Origin of the sequence: Mycolicibacterium gilvum (assembly GCF_900454025.1) — a bacterium.
Classification (GTDB): domain Bacteria; phylum Actinomycetota; class Actinomycetes; order Mycobacteriales; family Mycobacteriaceae; genus Mycobacterium; species Mycobacterium gilvum.
The window spans coordinates 1-17621 of record NZ_UGQM01000008.1 but is presented as its reverse complement, the minus strand read 5'-3'; the positions used below and the strand labels follow the sequence as shown (position 1 = coordinate 17621).

15 protein-coding genes and 2 pseudogenes are annotated in these 17621 nt (G+C 65.9%); 4 read left to right on the top strand and 13 right to left on the bottom strand.

The features are described 5' to 3' along the window. Nucleotides 1–15: 15 nt before the first annotated feature. The 9 genes from DYE23_RS30030 to DYE23_RS29990 are packed head-to-tail and all read right to left on the bottom strand — an operon-like array spanning nt 16 to nt 9203. The gene (locus DYE23_RS30030; protein WP_235660701.1) at nt 16–1716 is read right to left on the bottom strand and encodes an FAD-dependent oxidoreductase; all 1701 of its coding nucleotides are present in this window, start codon (nt 1714–1716) and stop codon (nt 16–18) included. Continuing rightward, nucleotides 1700–1963 carry a UBP-type zinc finger domain-containing protein gene (locus DYE23_RS30025; RefSeq protein WP_115329302.1) on the bottom strand — a complete coding sequence of 88 codons (264 nt, stop codon included), beginning with the start codon at nt 1961–1963 and terminating at the stop codon, nt 1700–1702. The genes DYE23_RS30030 and DYE23_RS30025 overlap by 17 nt, the downstream gene beginning before the upstream one ends. Further along, nucleotides 1960–2412, bottom strand: a complete 453-nt coding sequence (gene trxA / locus DYE23_RS30020; RefSeq protein ID WP_115329301.1) for a thioredoxin — start codon at nt 2410–2412, stop codon at nt 1960–1962. The genes DYE23_RS30025 and trxA overlap by 4 nt, the downstream gene beginning before the upstream one ends. Nucleotides 2413–2425: 13 nt before the next feature. Continuing rightward, nucleotides 2426–5050, bottom strand: coding sequence for an ATP-dependent chaperone ClpB (gene clpB, locus DYE23_RS30015; protein WP_115329300.1), 2625 nt, complete (start codon nt 5048–5050; stop codon nt 2426–2428). Continuing rightward, on the bottom strand, nt 5032–5349 hold the full coding sequence (locus tag DYE23_RS30010) for a chaperone modulator CbpM (protein WP_115329299.1): 318 nt from the start codon (nt 5347–5349) through the stop codon (nt 5032–5034). Before DYE23_RS30010 ends, clpB begins: the two co-directional genes overlap by 19 nt. Next, nucleotides 5346–6275, bottom strand: a complete 930-nt coding sequence (locus tag DYE23_RS30005) for a DnaJ C-terminal domain-containing protein (RefSeq protein WP_115329298.1) — start codon at nt 6273–6275, stop codon at nt 5346–5348. Before DYE23_RS30005 ends, DYE23_RS30010 begins: the two co-directional genes overlap by 4 nt. A 6-nt stretch (nt 6276–6281) precedes the next feature. After that, on the bottom strand, nt 6282–6806 hold the full coding sequence (locus DYE23_RS30000; protein ID WP_115329297.1) for a nucleotide exchange factor GrpE: 525 nt from the start codon (nt 6804–6806) through the stop codon (nt 6282–6284). Between the two features lie 6 nt (nt 6807–6812). After that, a complete protein-coding gene (dnaK, locus tag DYE23_RS29995; protein ID WP_115329296.1) occupies nt 6813–8696 on the bottom strand; it encodes a molecular chaperone DnaK in 1884 nt (627 codons plus the stop codon). A gap of 3 nt (nt 8697–8699) precedes the next feature. Continuing rightward, nucleotides 8700–9203, bottom strand: a complete 504-nt coding sequence (locus DYE23_RS29990; protein ID WP_115329295.1) for a YflT domain-containing protein — start codon at nt 9201–9203, stop codon at nt 8700–8702. Nucleotides 9204–9924: 721 nt separating this feature from the next. Between DYE23_RS29990 and DYE23_RS29985 the strand changes: the two genes are divergently transcribed. After that, a complete protein-coding gene (locus DYE23_RS29985) occupies nt 9925–11292 on the top strand; it encodes a PucR family transcriptional regulator (RefSeq protein WP_115329294.1) in 1368 nt (455 codons plus the stop codon). Here DYE23_RS29985 and DYE23_RS29980 read toward each other — a convergent pair. Continuing rightward, nucleotides 11289–11753, bottom strand: coding sequence for an Hsp20/alpha crystallin family protein (locus tag DYE23_RS29980; protein ID WP_115329293.1), 465 nt, complete (start codon nt 11751–11753; stop codon nt 11289–11291). The genes DYE23_RS29985 and DYE23_RS29980 overlap by 4 nt on opposite strands. Before the next feature lie 142 nt (nt 11754–11895). Beyond that, nucleotides 11896–12348, bottom strand: a complete 453-nt coding sequence (locus tag DYE23_RS29975) for a DUF1931 family protein (RefSeq protein ID WP_115329292.1) — start codon at nt 12346–12348, stop codon at nt 11896–11898. A gap of 341 nt (nt 12349–12689) precedes the next feature. Between DYE23_RS29975 and DYE23_RS29970 the strand changes: the two genes are divergently transcribed. Beyond that, nucleotides 12690–13070 carry an STAS domain-containing protein gene (locus DYE23_RS29970; protein ID WP_235660700.1) on the top strand — a complete coding sequence of 127 codons (381 nt, stop codon included), beginning with the start codon at nt 12690–12692 and terminating at the stop codon, nt 13068–13070. A 3-nt stretch (nt 13071–13073) separates the two neighbouring features. Here DYE23_RS29970 and DYE23_RS29965 read toward each other — a convergent pair. Both DYE23_RS29965 and DYE23_RS29960 read right to left on the bottom strand, forming a co-directional pair. Further along, nucleotides 13074–13304 (bottom strand): annotated as a pseudogene (locus DYE23_RS29965) (SCO1664 family protein); the annotation flags it as partial. Nucleotides 13305–13572: 268 nt separating this feature from the next. Then, entirely contained in the window at nt 13573–14625 is a 1053-nt protein-coding gene (locus DYE23_RS29960) for a S1C family serine protease (RefSeq protein ID WP_115329291.1), read from the bottom strand. A gap of 386 nt (nt 14626–15011) precedes the next feature. Between DYE23_RS29960 and DYE23_RS29955 the strand changes: the two genes are divergently transcribed. Together DYE23_RS29955 and DYE23_RS29945 are read left to right on the top strand one after the other, a co-directional pair. Continuing rightward, nucleotides 15012–16301 carry an ISL3 family transposase gene (locus DYE23_RS29955; RefSeq protein ID WP_115329290.1) on the top strand — a complete coding sequence of 430 codons (1290 nt, stop codon included), beginning with the start codon at nt 15012–15014 and terminating at the stop codon, nt 16299–16301. Between the two features lie 527 nt (nt 16302–16828). Next, nucleotides 16829–17621: pseudogene (locus DYE23_RS29945) on the top strand (hypothetical protein); the annotation flags it as partial.

The following is a 17621-nucleotide window of genomic DNA, read 5'->3' as shown; positions in this document are numbered from 1 at the left end:
GGTCCGCGCTGCCGACTACGTCCCGAAGTACTCGTGGATTTGGCGGATTGCCATTGAGCCTTCGCCGACCGCGGAGGCCACCCGTTTGACCGAGCCGCTTCGCACGTCTCCCGCCGCGAACACACCGGGTTGGCTGGTTTCCAGCATCCCCGGCTGGCGCTGGGTGCTGCGCCGGGCACCGTCGGCGTCCGAATACAGCGCTGCCGGACCGGTCGGCACGAAGCCGCGGTCGTCGAGTTCGATGGCGCCGGCGAGCCATGAGGTATTGGGATCCGCGCCGATGAAGACGAACAGGGCGCGGGTCTGGATCGAGTGCCGCTCGCCTGTTCGTTTGTCCTCGGTCACCACCGCGCTGAGTGCACCGTTTCCGTGCACCTCCCGGATCTCGGTGCACGACCGGACGGTCACGCGGGGGTGCCGGTTGATCTGGTCGACGAGATACCGGGACATGCTCTTGTTCAGGTCGTCGCCGCGGATCACGACGTACACCCGGGAAACCCGCGCGGCGAGGAAGATCGCCGCCTGGCCCGCGGAGTTACCACCCCCAACGATGACGACGGGCCCCGTGCCGCACATCAACGCCTCTTGAAAGGTGGCGGCGTAGTACACGCCGTTGCCCTCCAACGATTCGATTCCCGGGACGGCGAGCCTTCGATACCTGGCTCCCGTGGCCAGCACCACGGCCCTGGCCACCACCGACCCACCGTCCGCGAGCGTTACCCGGTGCTGGCCGCCGCCGGATTCCAGCCGGGTGATCTCCGCGGACACCAAGATCCGCGCTCCGAACTTGCCGGCCTGCAGAACTGCCCGTTCGGCAAGGTCGGCTCCGGAGATTCCGCCGGGGAACCCGAGATAGTTCTCGATCCTCGACGACGTCCCGGCCTGGCCGCCGGTTGCGATCCGCTCCATGGCCGCGGTGGTCAGGCCGTCCGACGCGGCATACACCGCAGCGCCCAGCCCCGCCGGACCGGCGCCCACCACGACGACGTCGGATTCGTCGGGCACCGTGTCGGGTACCGGCAGTCCCACCCGGCGGGCCAGCTCGGTGTTGGTCGGGTTGCGCAGCACCTCACCGCCCCAGATCACCACCGGGGTGTCTTGGGGCGATACTCCGAACCGCTGCAGCAGCCGTTCGGCGTGCTTGTCACGTTCCAGGTCAAGCCAGCGGTGCGGCAATCGGTTTCGCGCGGCGAACTCGCGCAACCGGGCGGTGTCCGGCGAATAGCAGGAGCCGATGATCCGGAATCCGGATCCCTCCTGAATGAGCAGCGAGCGGCGCAACAGATACGCGCGCAGGATGAGGTCACTGAGCACCGGATCGTGGGCGACCAGAGCCTGCACCCGTTCTGTCGGGACCACGAGCACTTCGCCGGGTTCCACCACTTCGGCGGTGTAGAACGCCGCTTGGCCTTCGAGGTCGCCCAGCTCCCCGAGGCACCGCCCGGGGCCGTGCACCCGGATCACGTGCCGATTGCCCGCGTCGTCCGTGGTGGTGACGGCGACTTTGCCGGACAGAATGACGAAAAAGTAGTCGGAGCGCTCACCCTCGCGGACCAACGTCTCTCCCGCTTTGACTGCTCGCCGGGCGCCGCCCGCCTCGAGGGTCGCAATCTGCTCGTCAGCCAGTCGCGGGTACGCGCCGTATATGTCGGGGGATTCGGCCAGCAGAATCGATGTGCGCTGGTCGGCGGCGGCGACCTCAGACATAGTTCTCATGGACGTAGCACCAGCGCCAGTTCTCGCCGGGCTCCATGGACTGCACAACCGGGTGCCCGATGGTGCCGGCGTGCGCCCGGGCATGCCGCATCGGTGACGAGTCGCAGCAGCCGACATGCCCGCACGTCAGGCACAGCCGTAGGTGCACCCACGGTGTACCGAGCCGCAGACATTCCTCACAGCCGTTCGTGCGCGGGCGCACCTGGCGGATCGCCGCCACATGGGGATCGATACCCACAGATGTCATGACCGTGCCTCCTTCGCACTGCCGGCCGATAGCGCCTGATCCAGCCAATTGCGCAGCGCCGCAACGGGAGCGGCACCCGACTGCCGCGCCAGTATTTGCCCGTGGTCGAGGACCAGCAGTGTCGGCACCGCCTGCACCGTGAACCGCTGCGAAATCGCCGGTGCCTTGTCCACGTCGACCTTGACCAGTTTGAGTTGTCCGGCCCGTTCGGTGGCGAGCTGCTCCAGCGCCGGACTCACCATCCGGCACGGCCCGCACCACGTCGCCCACAGGTCGACAAGCACTGGAACCGAGGACTTCTCGGCGACGTCGGCGAAGTCCCCGTCACCCGCCGCAGCGATCCACGGCAGCCACTGGTGACAGTTGGCGCACCGGGGCTTGCCCGCGGCCGCCGCGGGTACCCGATTGCGCTTTCCGCAGTGCGGGCACGTCACGATGTCGGTTTCCATGGCGCCTCCTCGGTCAGTCCGCCAGGGCCGGTTCCGAATAGCCCACGGCGAGTTCACCGTTCTCCACGGTGATGCGGATCTTGCCGCCGCCCGCGATGTCGCCGCGCAGCAACGCCCGGCCGATCTTAGTCTCGGCCTCGTGGGCGATATAGCGGCGCAGCGGCCGCGCCCCGTACACCGGATCGTAGCCGTGTTCGGCGATCAGCCGGCGCGCGTCCGGCGTGATGTCGAGCTCGATCTGCCTTTCCGCCAACCGATCCCGCAGCTCGGCCAACTGAAGCTCGACGATCCGTTCGAGCTGCAGCATTGACAGCGGAGTGAACAACACGATGTCGTCGACCCGGTTGAGGAACTCGGGCCGGAAGTGCCCGCGCAACTCCGCCATCACCCGCTCGCGGGCATCGGGCTTGATCTCCCCCTCTGCGGTGACGCCGTCGAGCAGGTGGTGCGATCCGATGTTGGAGGTCATGATGACCACCGTGTTGCGGAAGTTGACCTGACGTCCCTGTGCGTCGGTGAGCCGGCCGTCGTCGAGCACCTGCAGCAGCGTGTTGAACACGTCGGCGTGGGCCTTTTCGATCTCGTCGAGCAGCACCACCGAGTAGGGCTTGCGGCGCACCGCTTCGGTGAGCTGGCCACCCTCCTCGTAGCCGATGTATCCCGGTGGTGCGCCGACCAGGCGGCTGACGGTGTGCCGCTCCTGGTACTCGCTCATGTCCAGCCGAACCATGTTGTCCTCGCTGTCGAACAATGCGGCGGCCAGTGTCTTGGCGAGCTCGGTCTTACCGACCCCGGTGGGTCCCAGGAAGATGAACGAGCCGATCGGGCGGCGAGGGTCCCGGATCCCGGATCGGGCTCGAATCACCGCATCGGCGACCAACTGGACTGCCTCATCCTGGCCGATCACCCGCTCGTGCAGTATTTCGTCGAGCCGCAGCAGCTTTTCCCGTTCGCCCTCCTGCAACCGCGCGACCGGGATACCGGTCCATACCGACACGATCTCGGCGATCTCGTCCTCGGTGACGACCTCGCGAAGCAACGGCCGATCGCCCTGCTTGGACTTCAGCTGCTCCTCGGCGGCCTGCAGTTTGCGTTCCAGTTCGGTGATCTGGCCATAGCGCAACTCGGCGGCCCGGTTCAGGTCATAGTTTCGCTCGGCTTCCTCGGCCTCGTGTCGCACCTGCTCGAGTTGTCCGCGCAGTTCCTGTACCCGCTTGATCGCCTGCCGCTCGGCGTCCCACTGCGCGTGCTTGGCGTCGGCCTCAGCGCGCAGGTCGGCCAGCTCCCTGCGCAACTCTTCCAGGCGCGCCTTGCTCGCGGGATCGGATTCCTTCGCCAGCGAGACCTCCTCAATCTCGAGCCGGGTGACCCGCCGGGTGATCTCGTCCAATTCGGCTGGCAACGAGTCGATTTCGGTGCGCAGCCGCGCACACGCCTCGTCCACCAGGTCGATCGCCTTGTCCGGCAGGAAGCGGTCGGTGATGTAGCGATGCGACAACGTGGCGGCGCCCACCAGGGCGGCATCCTGGATCTTCACTCCATGGAACACCTCGAGGCGTTCCCTGAGGCCGCGCAGGATCGAAATGGTGTCCTCCACGTCCGGTTCGTCGACCAGCACCGTCTGGAACCGCCGCTCCAACGCGGCGTCCTTTTCAATGTGCTTACGGTATTCGTCGAGGGTGGTGGCGCCGATCATGTGCAACTCGCCGCGCGCGAGCATCGGCTTGAGCATGTTCCCGGCATCCAGCGACCCCTCCGTCGCCCCGGCGCCGACCACGGTATGCAACTCGTCGACAAACAGCAGGATTCGGCCCTCGCCCGCCTTCACCTCCGACAGCACCGCCTGCAGCCGCTCCTCGAACTCACCGCGATACTTCGCACCGGCCACCAGCGAACCCATGTCGAGGGAGAAGATCGTCTTGTCCCGCAGGCCTTCCGGGACATCGCCGCGCACGATCCGCTGGGCCAACCCCTCGACGATCGCCGTCTTGCCGACTCCGGGGTCGCCGATCAGAACCGGGTTGTTCTTGGTCTTGCGGCTCAGAATCTGGATCACCCTGCGGATCTCGGCGTCGCGGCCGATCACCGGATCAAGCTTACCGGCGCGGGCCTCGGCGACCAGGTCGCGGCCGTACTTCTCCAGCGCCTCGTAGGCACCCTCCGGGGTCGCAGAGGTGACCCGTTGGTTACCGCGGACCTTGGTCAGCGCAGTCAGGAATGAGTCCCGAGTCACGTTGTGAGAGGCCAGAATCCGTCCGGCTGCAGTCGCCGAACCCTCTTCGGCGAGGGCGATCACCAGGTGCTCCACCGACACGTATTCGTCCTTGAGCCGCTTGGCTTCCCGCTCGGCGGCCTCCAGAACGTTCGCCAGGCGCCGGGTGACAGACACCTGACCCGGCGCGGCGCCCGGGCCGCTCACCTTCGGCCGCCGATTCAATTCGCGTTCCAGGTCCGCGCGCAGGTCCGCGGTGTCGGCGCCCGCCTGATCGAGCAGCCGCGGTACGAGACCCTCGGGCTGGTCGATCAGCGCCATCAACAGATGTTCGCCGTCGACCTCGATATGACCCATCCGGGTCGCGATGCTCTGCGCTTCGGCCAACGCCTCTTGCGACTTCTGGGTCAGCTTGTTGATGTCCACGGTGATGTCCTCCTTCGGCGGGAACCGGATTCCAGCTCTTCGATGCGGTCCAGCAGGTCGAGCACCAGCCCGATCGCCGCGTAGTTCAGTCCCAGACCGGTCCTCAACCGCTGGATGCGGGCGACCGTCACCAACGCAGACGGTTCGAACCAGAGATCGCCGCGGGCATCCTGTTGGCAAGCGAGGAGGCCGAGCGCGACCAGCCGGCGCACCATGTCGGGATGCAACCCGCAGCGTGTTGCGAAGACGTCGAGTTGAATTCCGGGCCGCCGCGCCAGGACATAGCGTGGTGCGGTCATCGTCCCCTCCTGGGGTCGAACGTGGACTCCGCCGCGAGTTGCTCGAATAGCTCGCGTTCCCGCGCAGTGGGTTTCGGTGGCACCATCACCTTGATTTCTGCGTAGAGGTCGCCGGCGGCACCGCGCGGGTTGGGCATCCCTTCGCCGCGTAGCCGCAACCGCCGACCGGTCGACGATCCTTGGGGCACCTTAACTTTCGCTTCGCCGCCGGGAGTTCGAATAGCGACGGTGGTCCCCAGCACCGCCTCCCATGGCGCCACCGGCAGATCGACGGTGACGTCGCGTCCGTCGAGCCGGAATCGGGGATGCGGCTTGATGCGCACCCGCAGGTAGAGATCTCCGGCCGGTCCATCGCCGCTACCTCGGCCGCCCTCTCCCGCCAGCCGTATCCGCTGGCCGTCGATGACACCGGCGGGAATGTTGACCCCGTAGTTGCGGCCATTTAGTGAGATCTGCCGTTTGCCGCCCCGGTAGGCCTCCTCGACGGTCAGCTCCAGCACCGCTTCCTGGTCGGCGCCCGCAATCGGCCCGAATCCGCCACTGCCGCCGAACATGTCGCCGAAAAGGTCTTCGATGTTGATGCCGCCGGCGCCGCCGAAGCCCTGGCCGTAGCGCACCCGCGCGCCGGAGGGCCCTGCGCCGCTGAAGCCGCCGCCCTGGAAGCCGCCGGCACCCGCGCCCACCCGCTCTTCCCAGTCCTCGGGCACCTTCCGGAAGTCTTCGCCGAATCGGTCGTAGCGCTTGCGGGTTTCGGGGTCCGACAGCACGTGATAGGCCTCGTTGATCTCCTTGAACCGTTCTTCGGCCGCTGGATCCTTGTTGACGTCCGGGTGATGCTTGCGGGCCAGTGTGCGGAACGCCTGCTGGATCTGATCGGCGGTCGCGTCCCGCGACACCCCGAGGACTTCGTAGTAGTCGCGGGCCACGAGGCGTCACTCCCCGCGTCGGCTGACCACCACGGCCGCCGGCCGCAGTTGCCTCGATCCTTGCCCGTAGCCCGGTCGAAGTACTTCGACAACCGTCCCGGGCGCGCTGTCCGGATGGTCCACCACACCGACCACCTCGTGACGCTCCGGGTCAAAGGGCACCCCTGCCTCCGCATCGCGCCGATAGCCGAGCTGCTCGAGAACCTGTAGCGCTTGCTCGAGAATGCTCCGCACGCCCTCGACGACCGCGTCGGACTGGTCACCAGCATGACTGATCGCCCGCTCCAGGTTGTCCACGACGGGCAGCCACGCGCCGGCCACCCTGGACCGTTCCGTTGTTCGTTCGCGGTCCAGCTCGCGGGCATACCGCTTGCGCAGGTTGTCCAGATCGGCGACCGCGCGTCGCCAGCGGTCCTCGAGCTTGGCCAGCTCGGCGTCCGAATCGGGTTGGGAGGCAACCGCTTCTGGCGGATTTTGGTCTACCCGGTCGTCATTTTCGTCGGTTTTGGAATGTTCTGTCGAACTGACCATGGCGGCTCAGCCCCGGTCGAACTCGGCGTCGACCACGTCGTCGTCACCGACGGGAGAGCCCCGGCCGTCGCCGGATGGTTGCCCGTTGCCGCCACCGGACGGCGTGGGTTGCAGCCCGTAAAGCACCTGCTGCAGTTCGGATGTCAGCGATTGCACCCGGTCCAGCGGGGTCTCTTCCTTGACGGCCTGGCGCGCGTCGGCGATCAGCATTTCGGCGCGTGCCCGGTCGTGCGGCGCCGCCGAGTCGCCCAGTTCGGCGAGCCGGCGCTCCACCTGGTACGCCGCCGAGTCGAGTTCGTTACGCGCTTCGACGGCCTTGCGCAGTTGCTCGTCCTCGCGGCGGTTGGCCTCGGCCTCGGCGAGCATCCGTTCCACCTCGCTCTTATCGAGGTTCGACTGTTCGCTGATGGTGATGCCCTGCTCGGCGCCGGTATCCTTGTCGCGCGCGGTGACATGCAGGATGCCATTGGCATCGATGTCGAAGGTGACCTCGATCTGTGGCTCACCGCGCGGGGCCGGTCGGATGTTCTCCAGCTTGAACCTGCCGAGTACGCGATTGTCCTTGGCCATCTCGCGTTCGCCTTGCAGCACAACGATATCCACGGCCGGCTGGTTGTCTGCGGCGGTTGAAAACACCTCGCTGCGCCGGGCCGGGATGGTGGTGTTGCGCTCGATGATCTTGGTCATCACGCCGCCGGCGGTCTCCACACCCAGCGACAGTGGGGTGACATCGAGCAGCAAGACGTCGGAGACCTCGCCCTTGAGCACACCCGCCTGGATCGCGGCACCCATTGCGACCACCTCGTCGGGGTTGACGGTCATGTTCGGGTCCTTGCCGCCGGTGAGCCGGCGCACCAGGGCCTGCACGGCGGGGATGCGGGTCGACCCGCCGACCAGGATGACCTCGTCGATGTCGTTGGCCGTCATTTTGGCGTCGTCCATCGCCTGCTTGACCGGGCCCATGCAGCGCTCCACCAGATCGTGGGTGAGTTCCTCGAACTTCGACCGATTGATGGTCATGGTGAGGTGTTTGGGGCCGTTGGCGTCGGCAGTGACAAACGGCAGGTTGACCTGCGTCTGTGTCACCGACGACAGTTCCACCTTCGCCTTCTCCGCCGCCTCGAACAGTCGCTGCAACGCCTGCGGATCTTTCCGCAGATCGATGTTGTTCTCGCGCTGGAACTCGTCGGCCAGGTAGTCGACGAGCCGGCGGTCGAAGTCATCACCACCCAGATGCGAATCACCTGCTGTGGAGCGAACCTCGACCACACCGTCACCCACGTCAAGCAGGCTGACATCGAATGTGCCGCCGCCGAGGTCGAAGACGAGTACCGTCTCGTGCCCCTTCTTGTCCAGCCCGTAGGCCAGAGCAGCGGCAGTGGGCTCGTTGATGATGCGCAACACCTCCAGGCCGGCGATTCGGCCGGCATCCTTGGTGGCGTTGCGTTGGGCGTCGTTGAAATACGCCGGGACGGTGATCACGGCCTCCTTGACCCGTTCACCGAGGAACTTGCCGGCATCGTCGACGAGTTTGCGCAGCACCAGTGCGCTGATCTCCTCAGGGGAGTACAGCTTGCCGCGCACGTCGAACCGGGCGGCGCCCCCTTCGCCCTCGACGACGTCGAAGCTGACCGCCTTGGCTTCTTCCGATATCTCGTCGTAGCGGCGGCCGATGAAGCGCTTCGCCGAAGAGATGGTTCCCTTCGGATTCATGATCGACTGGCGTCTGGCCAGCTGCCCCACCAAGCGCTCGCCGCTTTCGGTGAATGCCACCACCGACGGCGTCGTACGCGCGCCTTCGGCGTTCGGGATCACTATCGGCTCCCCGCCCTGCCAGGCGGCGATCACCGAGTTGGTTGTCCCCAGGTCGATGCCTACCGCTACGGCCATGGTCTATTCCTTCCGGTTGTTGCTGGTGAGCAGTTGCAATGCCCGGTCGGCCACTTCGACGTCGGCGACGAGGTCGTAGTGACGAGGCACCTGTGCGCTGACGGAGCGGAAGTCGCGGCGGCCACCCTGTAGCGCGTGAAGCAGCAGTCCCATCAGGCCGCCGAAGACAGCGCCGAAGATCAGGCCGTAACCGGCCAGCATCAGCGCCGAGATGATGGGTTCGATCCAGCTGAACAGCCCGAAGATCCAGCCGATCAGCGTGCCGACGAGTGCGCCAGAACCGGCACCGCGTAGCGCGGCTCCGCCGTAGTTCAACCGGCCCAGGATCTGCTCGACGTACTCGAGATCGCGGCCCACGATTGCCAACCGGTTCACCTCGAATCGTTGGTCGGACAGGTAGTCGACCGCGCGTTCGGCGTCGGCGTAATTGTCGAAGGTGGCGATCACCTGGCGGGCGGGCTCGTTGGGCCGCACCGCCGACGTTGAAACCGTCGAATGCTCAGCCATCACTCCTCCTACGCCTGCCGGGAATACGGATCACAGTCATGGCGTCTCCTAAGTTGCGAAGGTCGTTTCACGGAAGCGCCGACAACGGCGGAAAGCAGCGCACGCGCTGTAACGCGCGTCGTATTTCGCTCCCAAACAAGGAGTCTGGCAACCCGCAGCGGCTGTCGCGTGCTCCCGGTGAGCCGAAAATCTGGACTCTGATTCGTCCTGTCAGCACCACCCTGGAGTAGGGTTGCGTTTCGGACGCCGGGTGGGCACTTGCGGGCCCGGAAAGGCGGTTCGGAACGCCAACTTCGGGTATGCTGTTCCCCCGTGGCGCCTTAGCGGACCCCTCCGGCCACGGTGGCTCGAGAGGAGGCAGCCGTGCCTGGCCGCTCCAACATGAACGATGAATCGCACAGCCCGGCAAAGGGCACCCAGGCCGAACGGGCTTCGTCGGGGGGTTTGGCCGCGCTGTCGCGTGTCACTTTCAGTGACTCCGACGCCGGCGAGATCTTCCGCGTCGCCACGGCCGCCGTCGGCGGCCTCGCATCCTGCCAAGTCGAGGCCAGTTACCGGTCGGTGAACGGCGGATTCGTTCGCTTTCCACCTTCCCAGCCGGCACACCGCGACATCGAACGGCACCGCGAGTCCGGCTGGGACGGCCAGGTCGACGCAAAAGACGGGCCGGTGGGGGTGGGCGTTCCCGCTGAGTCACCGAAGCACCGTCAACGGGTGTTTGGTGGTCAGTGCCGCCAGTGCACCGTCGAAAAATCAGATCCAGTTGCTGACCATCCTGGCCCAGCTGACCGGCGCCGCCCTGGCACATGCCGCAATGCATGACCGCGACTCCGGTAGCGCGGCGAAGCTGGAAAGGGCGAACGCCGATCTGGAGGTAGCGAACCGTGAACTTGTCACAACGGTGTCGCGGCTGCAGCGGCAGACGAACGTGCACGAAACATTGAGCACGGCGGTGGCCGCGGGTATGGGCGAGCAGGGTATTGCGGATGCGCTGTATGACCTGACTGGACATTCGGTGGGTATCGAGGATCGGTTCGGCAACCTGCGCTGCTGGGCCGGACCCGGGCAACCGAAGCCCTACCCCAAACAATCTGCGGACGCGCGCGAACTCCTGCTGCACGAGCTGGCCGCACAGACCGGTCAGGCACGAATCGGAGGGCGAGTACTCACACTTGTCCAGCCACGGGCCGAGATCCTCGGTGTCCTCGCGTTGAACGACCCGGACGTCAGGGTGACCGAGGACAACTTGTTCGCCCTGCGCTACGGCAGCACCGTTTTGGCGTTGGAGCTTTCCCACCAGCGAGCCGTCGCTGAAATCGAACTCAATCTGAGCCGCGATCTTGTCGACGATCTGTTGGCCGGCACCGACCGGGACGGGGCCTACGCTCGTGCCGACGCCCTGGGCCATGACCTACGACGGCCCCACCATGTGGTGGTGATGCAAAGTACCGGTCGCACCGAGAGCACGCTGCCAGTTGCCGCCGGGCGGGCCGCGACCGCGTTGGATCTGAACTATCTGCTCGGGCGTCATGCGGATCTGGTTGTTCTGCTCACCGACGGCCGCCCGGACCCGCGGGCGTTGTACCACGCGATCAGTGAAATCCTTGGCAGGACCACCAGCGTGATCGGTATCGGCTCTCGATGCGCGGTGCCCAACGATTTTCCGCAATCCTTCATCGAAGCGCGTCGCGCCATGAACATCCGGCTGCGCTCAGTCAGTCCGGAAGGCGCCGCGGCGTTCGACGAACTCGGTTTCTATCGCCTCATCGACGCCGCCCATGGCCACGGCGAGGTCGAAAGTTTCGTGCGCGAATGGCTGGGCACACTCTTGGATTACGACGACAGCAAGAACTCCGAACTGGTGATGACCCTGAGCGATTACCTGGAGTGCGGTGGGAATTATGACGAATCCGCGGCCGCGCTGCACATTCATCGCAGCACGCTGCGCTACCGGCTGGCGCGCATCGCTGAACTCACCGGCCACGACCTCCGCAAGGTCGATACCCGGTTCAACCTGCACGCCGCGACGCGGGCGTGGCGATTCCTGAACCCCGATGACTGGGCGGGGATCCGCCGCAACGGCCTCTAGGGTGAGCCGTTGCCCGACTCACGCACCGTGATCTTGCTTGACTTGGCGCTTTCCGCTTTGGGTACATGAACGGTCAGCACGCCATGCGCCATCGACGCCTCGATGTCGCCGTCCCGACGGTAGCCCGGCAGCGTGACGCGAAACTCGAACTCACCGACTCGTCGGGTCCGGCGGCGGAACAGACCCTCGCGCTTGCGCTCCTTCACCTCGCCGGTTACCACCAACTCGTCGCCGTTCAGCTCGACGTCGACGTCCTCGCGTCGCACACCCGGAAGTTCGACTTCGATGACATAAGCGCTGTCGGTCTCTACGACGTCGGCCGCCGGCAACCAGGCACCCTCACCGGTGAGGCCTCCGAATACCGACTGCGCCAGCCGATCCATCTCCGCATAGAGATTCTCGAACTCGCGAAACGGGCGCCACTGCGCCTGACCAGCAGAACCTTTCACGGACAGAGTCATGTCAGCTCCCCTTCTAATTCATCAGCGGTTGTAGTCAAAGACTGCCCGGTCGAAATGGCCGGGCGCCTCGCACTGTCGGGACGATTTCAGGCCCGCGATTTCACACGCTGGGGTCAGTCACGATCGGTGGGGACCGTCGGCATCAGAACACCATCCGGAATAGCGTGAACACCCGGTTCCAGTGCTCAGTCGACGGGTTGGACACCGTTGGGTCCACTACGCGAAACGAACGAGCCAGCGCGATGCTCAACCCGCCGAACAGCTCTGGCAGCAGCTGCTCGGTGTCCTCGCCGAACGTAACCTCCCCAGGTGGTTGCCGCACCACCTGGCGCAGCAGCTCGCGGATCTCCTCGGCCTCCTCGAGCTTGTCGAACTCGCGCATTCGTTCCTGAATGCCCTTGGTGATCGGAAGGTCCTGCGCCACGATCACGTCACGCCCGTTCCACTTGGCCGAGTTGCGCCCGGCAATGGCAATGTCATCGATCTGCTCGTCGACGAATTCGCGGAAGCGACGTACGTCGTTCTTGTCGATCTTGATACTTGCGACCGAGCGGAAGAACCGTTCGAACACCGGAATACCCGACGGATGGGTCACGCGTTACCTCCTGGTCCATAGATCCAGACTGACTTCCAGCACCCAAGGCTGGCAGTTTGCCGCTGACACCGAACCGGACCCGCAGGTGCAATCTGGCCAGGCCGGTTCGGCCTAACAGGTCAATACGCACTAGGGAACGCACTTCGGAAGAAGCAACGGAGCAGCACTCTTGCCGCGCCCACATGCTGTTCCGGCGTGCCTACCCTCAACGGTGTTTTTCGATCCGCCGGGCCGGTGTGGCGCCGAGCCCGCCTTCCCACCATTAACGCCATGCACATCGGGCCCCAGTGGCTAATCCCATTGCCGTCAATGGATTCCGCTAACGCCATAAGAATGCGCACTTGGAGGGTGAATTGAACAATCAGGCGGAAGGACGGCAAGCACAAACCTGCTCCGTCACCGTCGACGTGAAGCGATCCCCAACCAACAAGAGCGTCATATACGTCAGCGGTGAGCTGCTCCGCGGAGCAACCGCGACGATGCGCCGGGTCGTGGCCAATGAATTGAACCGATCGCCGGCACTATTGGCGCTCGATCTGACCGGGGTGAACCGCATCGACGCCGAGGGAATCGATGCCTTGGTATCGGCGGCGACGCAAGCCGGCGAATCCGATATCTCGTTCTGCCTCGTCGGGGTGCACGGACACCCTGTCGGGACCGCGCTCGCCGACGCCGAGCTGACGGAACTCTTTGAGATCGTCGCAGCAGACAGCGACACGTAAGCGTCAGAACGAGGGCCACGAGATCGGCCGCCGCCGGTCCGGTGTCGTCATCACCGGATTATCCAGCAGCGCAACGACTCTGGCGTGCAGAGCGTCCACCGCTCGGCAGGTGAGGTGCCCGCACAGCGGCTCACCCAGGTCACCGCGCAACGCCTCACGCAGCCGTGCCACCTCCTCCAGCGTCTCATCGTCGACCGGCTTACCGGCCCGGCCGCACAGCACCGTGCGCAGCTTTCTCTGCGGTGCGCGCCGGGTCGGGCGTTCTTCGTGACCTGGTTGAGAGCCGGTTCGTGCCCACTAATCCACCCCTGCACTGTTGTTCAGACATTCCGCGCGGTGTCGGTATGGTCGACGGCGTCGAGTGATCCGCGTGCAGCGGCGTGTCTGATGACGGCGGAGGCGGACCGGGCGCTAGCTAGCGGTGACATCGGGGACTGAGTCGTTCGCAGCGTGTGTACCGGTCGTCGAAAGACATCAGTCAGATGGGCACCGAAGATCGGCTCTAGGTGGCGGGGCGCTCCGCCACTGTGACCGTGATCTGTTCGGTCTTGGCTCCGCGTTGCACGGTCAACTGGACGCGGTCGCCCGGTTTGGTGCCGCGAAGTGCCGCTATAAGCTCTTCCGCCGTCGCGGTTTCCTGACCGTTGAATGCGATGACGATGTCGCCGGGTTGGATGCCTGCCTCCGCTGCCGGACTTCGCGTCGCGACCTGCATGGCGACCACACCACTGGTGCGGTTGATTCCCAGCAGCCGGGCAATTTCTGGGGTCAGGGTGGCGGGCTGAATACCGATATACGCGTGGCGGGCGGTCCCGGTGGCCAGCAGCTGGTCGGCGACGTCGACGACGGTCGCGGCCGGGATGGCGAAACCTAGGGCTACCGCACCCGCCGTCGGCGGAATGTAGGCCACGCTCATACCTACAACTTCTCCTTGCGCATCGATCACCGCGCCGCCAGAGTTACCCGGCGAGATGGCGGCGTCGGTCTGGATTAGGTCTACCAGCGGTGCGCCGGTGGAAGCCGACCCGGGGATCTGGCGGTGTAGTCCCGAGATGATGCCGGATGTGACCGTGGCCTCGAATCCCAGCGGGCTGCCCATGACTACGGCGAGTTCACCGACCTGGGGCAGCGGTTTCTGAAATGTCGCAGCGGGCAGTCCCGTACGGTCGGCTTGGATGACGGCGAGGTCGGAAACCTCATCGGCGCCACGAACCTTTGCCGGCACCTGCTGCCCGTCGGCGAGGGCTACGGTGACGTCCTGCACGCCGGCGACCACATGCGCATTGGTGACGATAATGCCGTCGGCTTTATAGACAATGCCGCTGCCCACGCCCCCCTCGGTGAGCACCGTGACCACCGAGGGCTCGACCTGTCGGACCAGTGCCGGTAGATCCGCGCCGGCTGCCGTTGCTGGGGCAGTGGAGTTGGTGGGTGCTGCGGTGGTGCTGGTCGAGCCGGAGTTGGTAGAGCTGCTGCATGCGGCAAGAAAGATGAACGTGACGGCGAGCAGCCGCGGTATCCAAACCCCGGGCCGTACGGTCGACGATGGGTGCATCAGCTCAGCGCCTCCGTCTCCACTCAATAACTTCAGTGCCGGTTACGGCGGAGCACTCCGCTAGAGGAGGCGTCCTTGCGGGATCGATGCGTACGTCAATCAATCCCGGTGGTGTGTCCCCTTCGGGGCCGTACCAGCCCGTTACCGACGCGACCGTCTGTATGAGAACCTTCGCACCCCGACGCCATGATCGACATGGTCCTGTCAGTCCCAAGCCCGATGCAGTCACCTGGCCTGACAGGCCGACGAAACCCCAAATCCCTGCTCCACGGGCGCAGCCCCAAAGTGGCTCTTCGCGCTTGAGCGGGGTGCCCGGTAGTTGATGGGGCTCGTGGCCCCGACATGCTGTTGGTCTCTCACAACGCGACAACAGCGAGGCCACGAGCATGAACGAGGGTACGTCAGTGCTGCTCGGGCTGGAGGACGAGTTCACCGTCCTGCAGCTCGAACGAATCGATGCCGACACGGTGCGTGTCGTCATCGAGGTCATCGACCCGGAGGGCGCCTGCCCCGAGTGCGGGGTGCTCACCTCAAGGATCAAGGAGCGGCCACTGGTTCGAGTCAAGGACTTGCCTGCCTCCGGCCAAAGAACCGATCTGTGGTGGCTCAAACGGCGCTTGGTGTGCCGCGAACCGGCCTGTGGGACAGCGACATTCACGCAGCAGTCCCGCGCTGTGCCGGCACGGTCGCGGCTCACGACCCGGCTACGAGAGAAGATCGGTTCGGCGATCGCGTCGGGCAACCGCGCCGTCAGCGAGGTCGCTAGCGAGTACCAGGTGGCGTGGTCGACCGCGCACCGGGCGCTCATCGCACTGGCCAACCAGTGGCTGCCCGAGCCGGAATCCACCCGCGTGCTCGGCATCGACGAGACCCGCGCCCGGTCGGTGCGCTGGGTGCTCGAAGAGGCCGGCTGGACACGGTCGAACCCGTGGATGACCTCGTTCGTCAACGCCGACCCCACCCTGCCCGGGCACCTTCTCGGGCTGACCCCGGGACGCTCCGGGGCGTGCGTGATCGACTGGCTCGCGCTGCAGACACCCGCGTTCCGGGCCGGCATCGACCTGGTCGTGATCGACCCGTCCGCGCCGTACGCGGGCGGGATCCGCACCGCCCTGCCGGACGCGCGGATCGCAGTCGACAAGTGGCATCTCGTCGCCCTCGCCAACCTCATGGTCACCCAGGTCCGTCAACGGATCACCCGGCAACTGCACGGCCGCCGCGGCACCGCCACCGACAAAGTCTGGGCCAGCCGGCAACTGCTGCTCACCGGCTACGAGCACCTCACCGTGAAGCAAAAGGCCCGGTTCAACGCCGCCCTCGCCGCCGAGGATCCGACCAACGAGATCGCCGCCGCGCATGCCGTCAAGGAACGCCTGCGCCTGCTGCTGGCCGAACACCAGCCGCACCAGATCCGGCGCAGGCTGTACGACTTCTACGACGCCGCCGCCCGCGCCGACATGGAGGAAACCAGCCGCCTGGCGACCACGATCGACACCTGGTGGCCAGCGGTGCTCGTCGCGCTCACCGAGGACGTGACCAACGCCCGCACCGAGGGCTTCAACCGGATCATCAAGCAAACCAAGCGTGTCGGATGCGGCTTCACCAACATGGACAACTACCGAAGGCGCATCATGGTCCACATCGCCCTCACCCGAGGGCAGAGACCAGCAGCATGAAATCAGCACACGCCCCGCTCAAATGCGGAGAGCCATTTATCTCTGCAGTAAACGCCCGGCCCGTCTTCGGCGCCTCGTGCCACACATGCCTTCCCGCTCGGGTTGCGGCGGGCCATAATTCGCCTTTCACGTGCCCGGCTTGCCGTCTTCGGAGCTGGGCCTTGACACCCCTGCACCGGGTACCCCCGCATCAGTACCGCACCTGCCGCTGGGCAGTCGATGCATCACCTGTCCGAACGGAATCGACCGGCCCCACGCTGATCACTGCTCCCACACCGCCGAAGCACTTCAACCGATCCGTCACTGCAGCATCATCGAGAAGCCGTCCTCGACACCGGCAGGTCCCGGGCCCGCTGGCTGTGATGTCTTCGCGCTGGCGGCGTCGGCGGGGAGAGGATTTCGCAGTGAGCAGCACCGCTCTCTCCGGGATCGAGGCGACCACCGAATCCGGCCCGCGGTGCTGCACGAAACCTTGGGGCTCCATCGAGCCAGTGGCAATCGGCCCGTGGTTGCCTCACCATGGAGCGGTGACTGCTAAGCGTTGCCGATCCACCGCCGATCCTGCCGAACCCCTTTCCGATGCCGAGCTGCTCATCGGCCTGGTGGTCTCACCATCCCTGAGTGCGATGCTCGGCCCCGAGGTCACCACCTCGGTGCGCAAGATTTTGGTGCAGCGGTATCCGGGAGTGCGCTGGCAACTGAAGATGGCCGAAGACCGGCTGGTCGATCCACCCACCGAGACCTTGGACCTGCTGGAGGCGGCCCGAAACCGCGTGCTGGAGGAGAACTGGGATTTGGCCGTGGTGCTCACCGAGATCCCCCTGAAGACCGGCCGACGTCCGGTGCTCACCCAGCTCAGCCCCGTGCACGGGGTAGGACTGGTCTCCGTCCCAACCCTGGGAGCCGTGCACGTGCGGCAGAAGGTGCAAGAGACCACCGTGCACGTGGTCGGGCAGCTCCTGGGCTACGACGCCGAAGACCTCAACGCCCAGCGGGATCTTGCTCGAAGAGCCCACCAGCTGTCCACCGATCTCGACGAACGCCCGGACGACAACGTCGTGCAGTTCACGGCCCGAGTGCTGAGCGGCAACGTGCGGTTGCTGCTGGGCATGATCCGCGCCAACCAGCCTTGGGCCTTCGTGGCCCGGCTCTCCCGGGCGATGGTCGTGGCAGCGGCCACCGGCATGCTGACATTGGTGGCCTCGGACCTATGGGTACTGGCCATGGCCTACGGGCCGGTGCGCCTGGTCCTGCTGGCGGTGATGGCGATCGGGGCGGTGAGTGCCACCCTGATCCTGGGAGCCGACTTGTGGGAGCGCC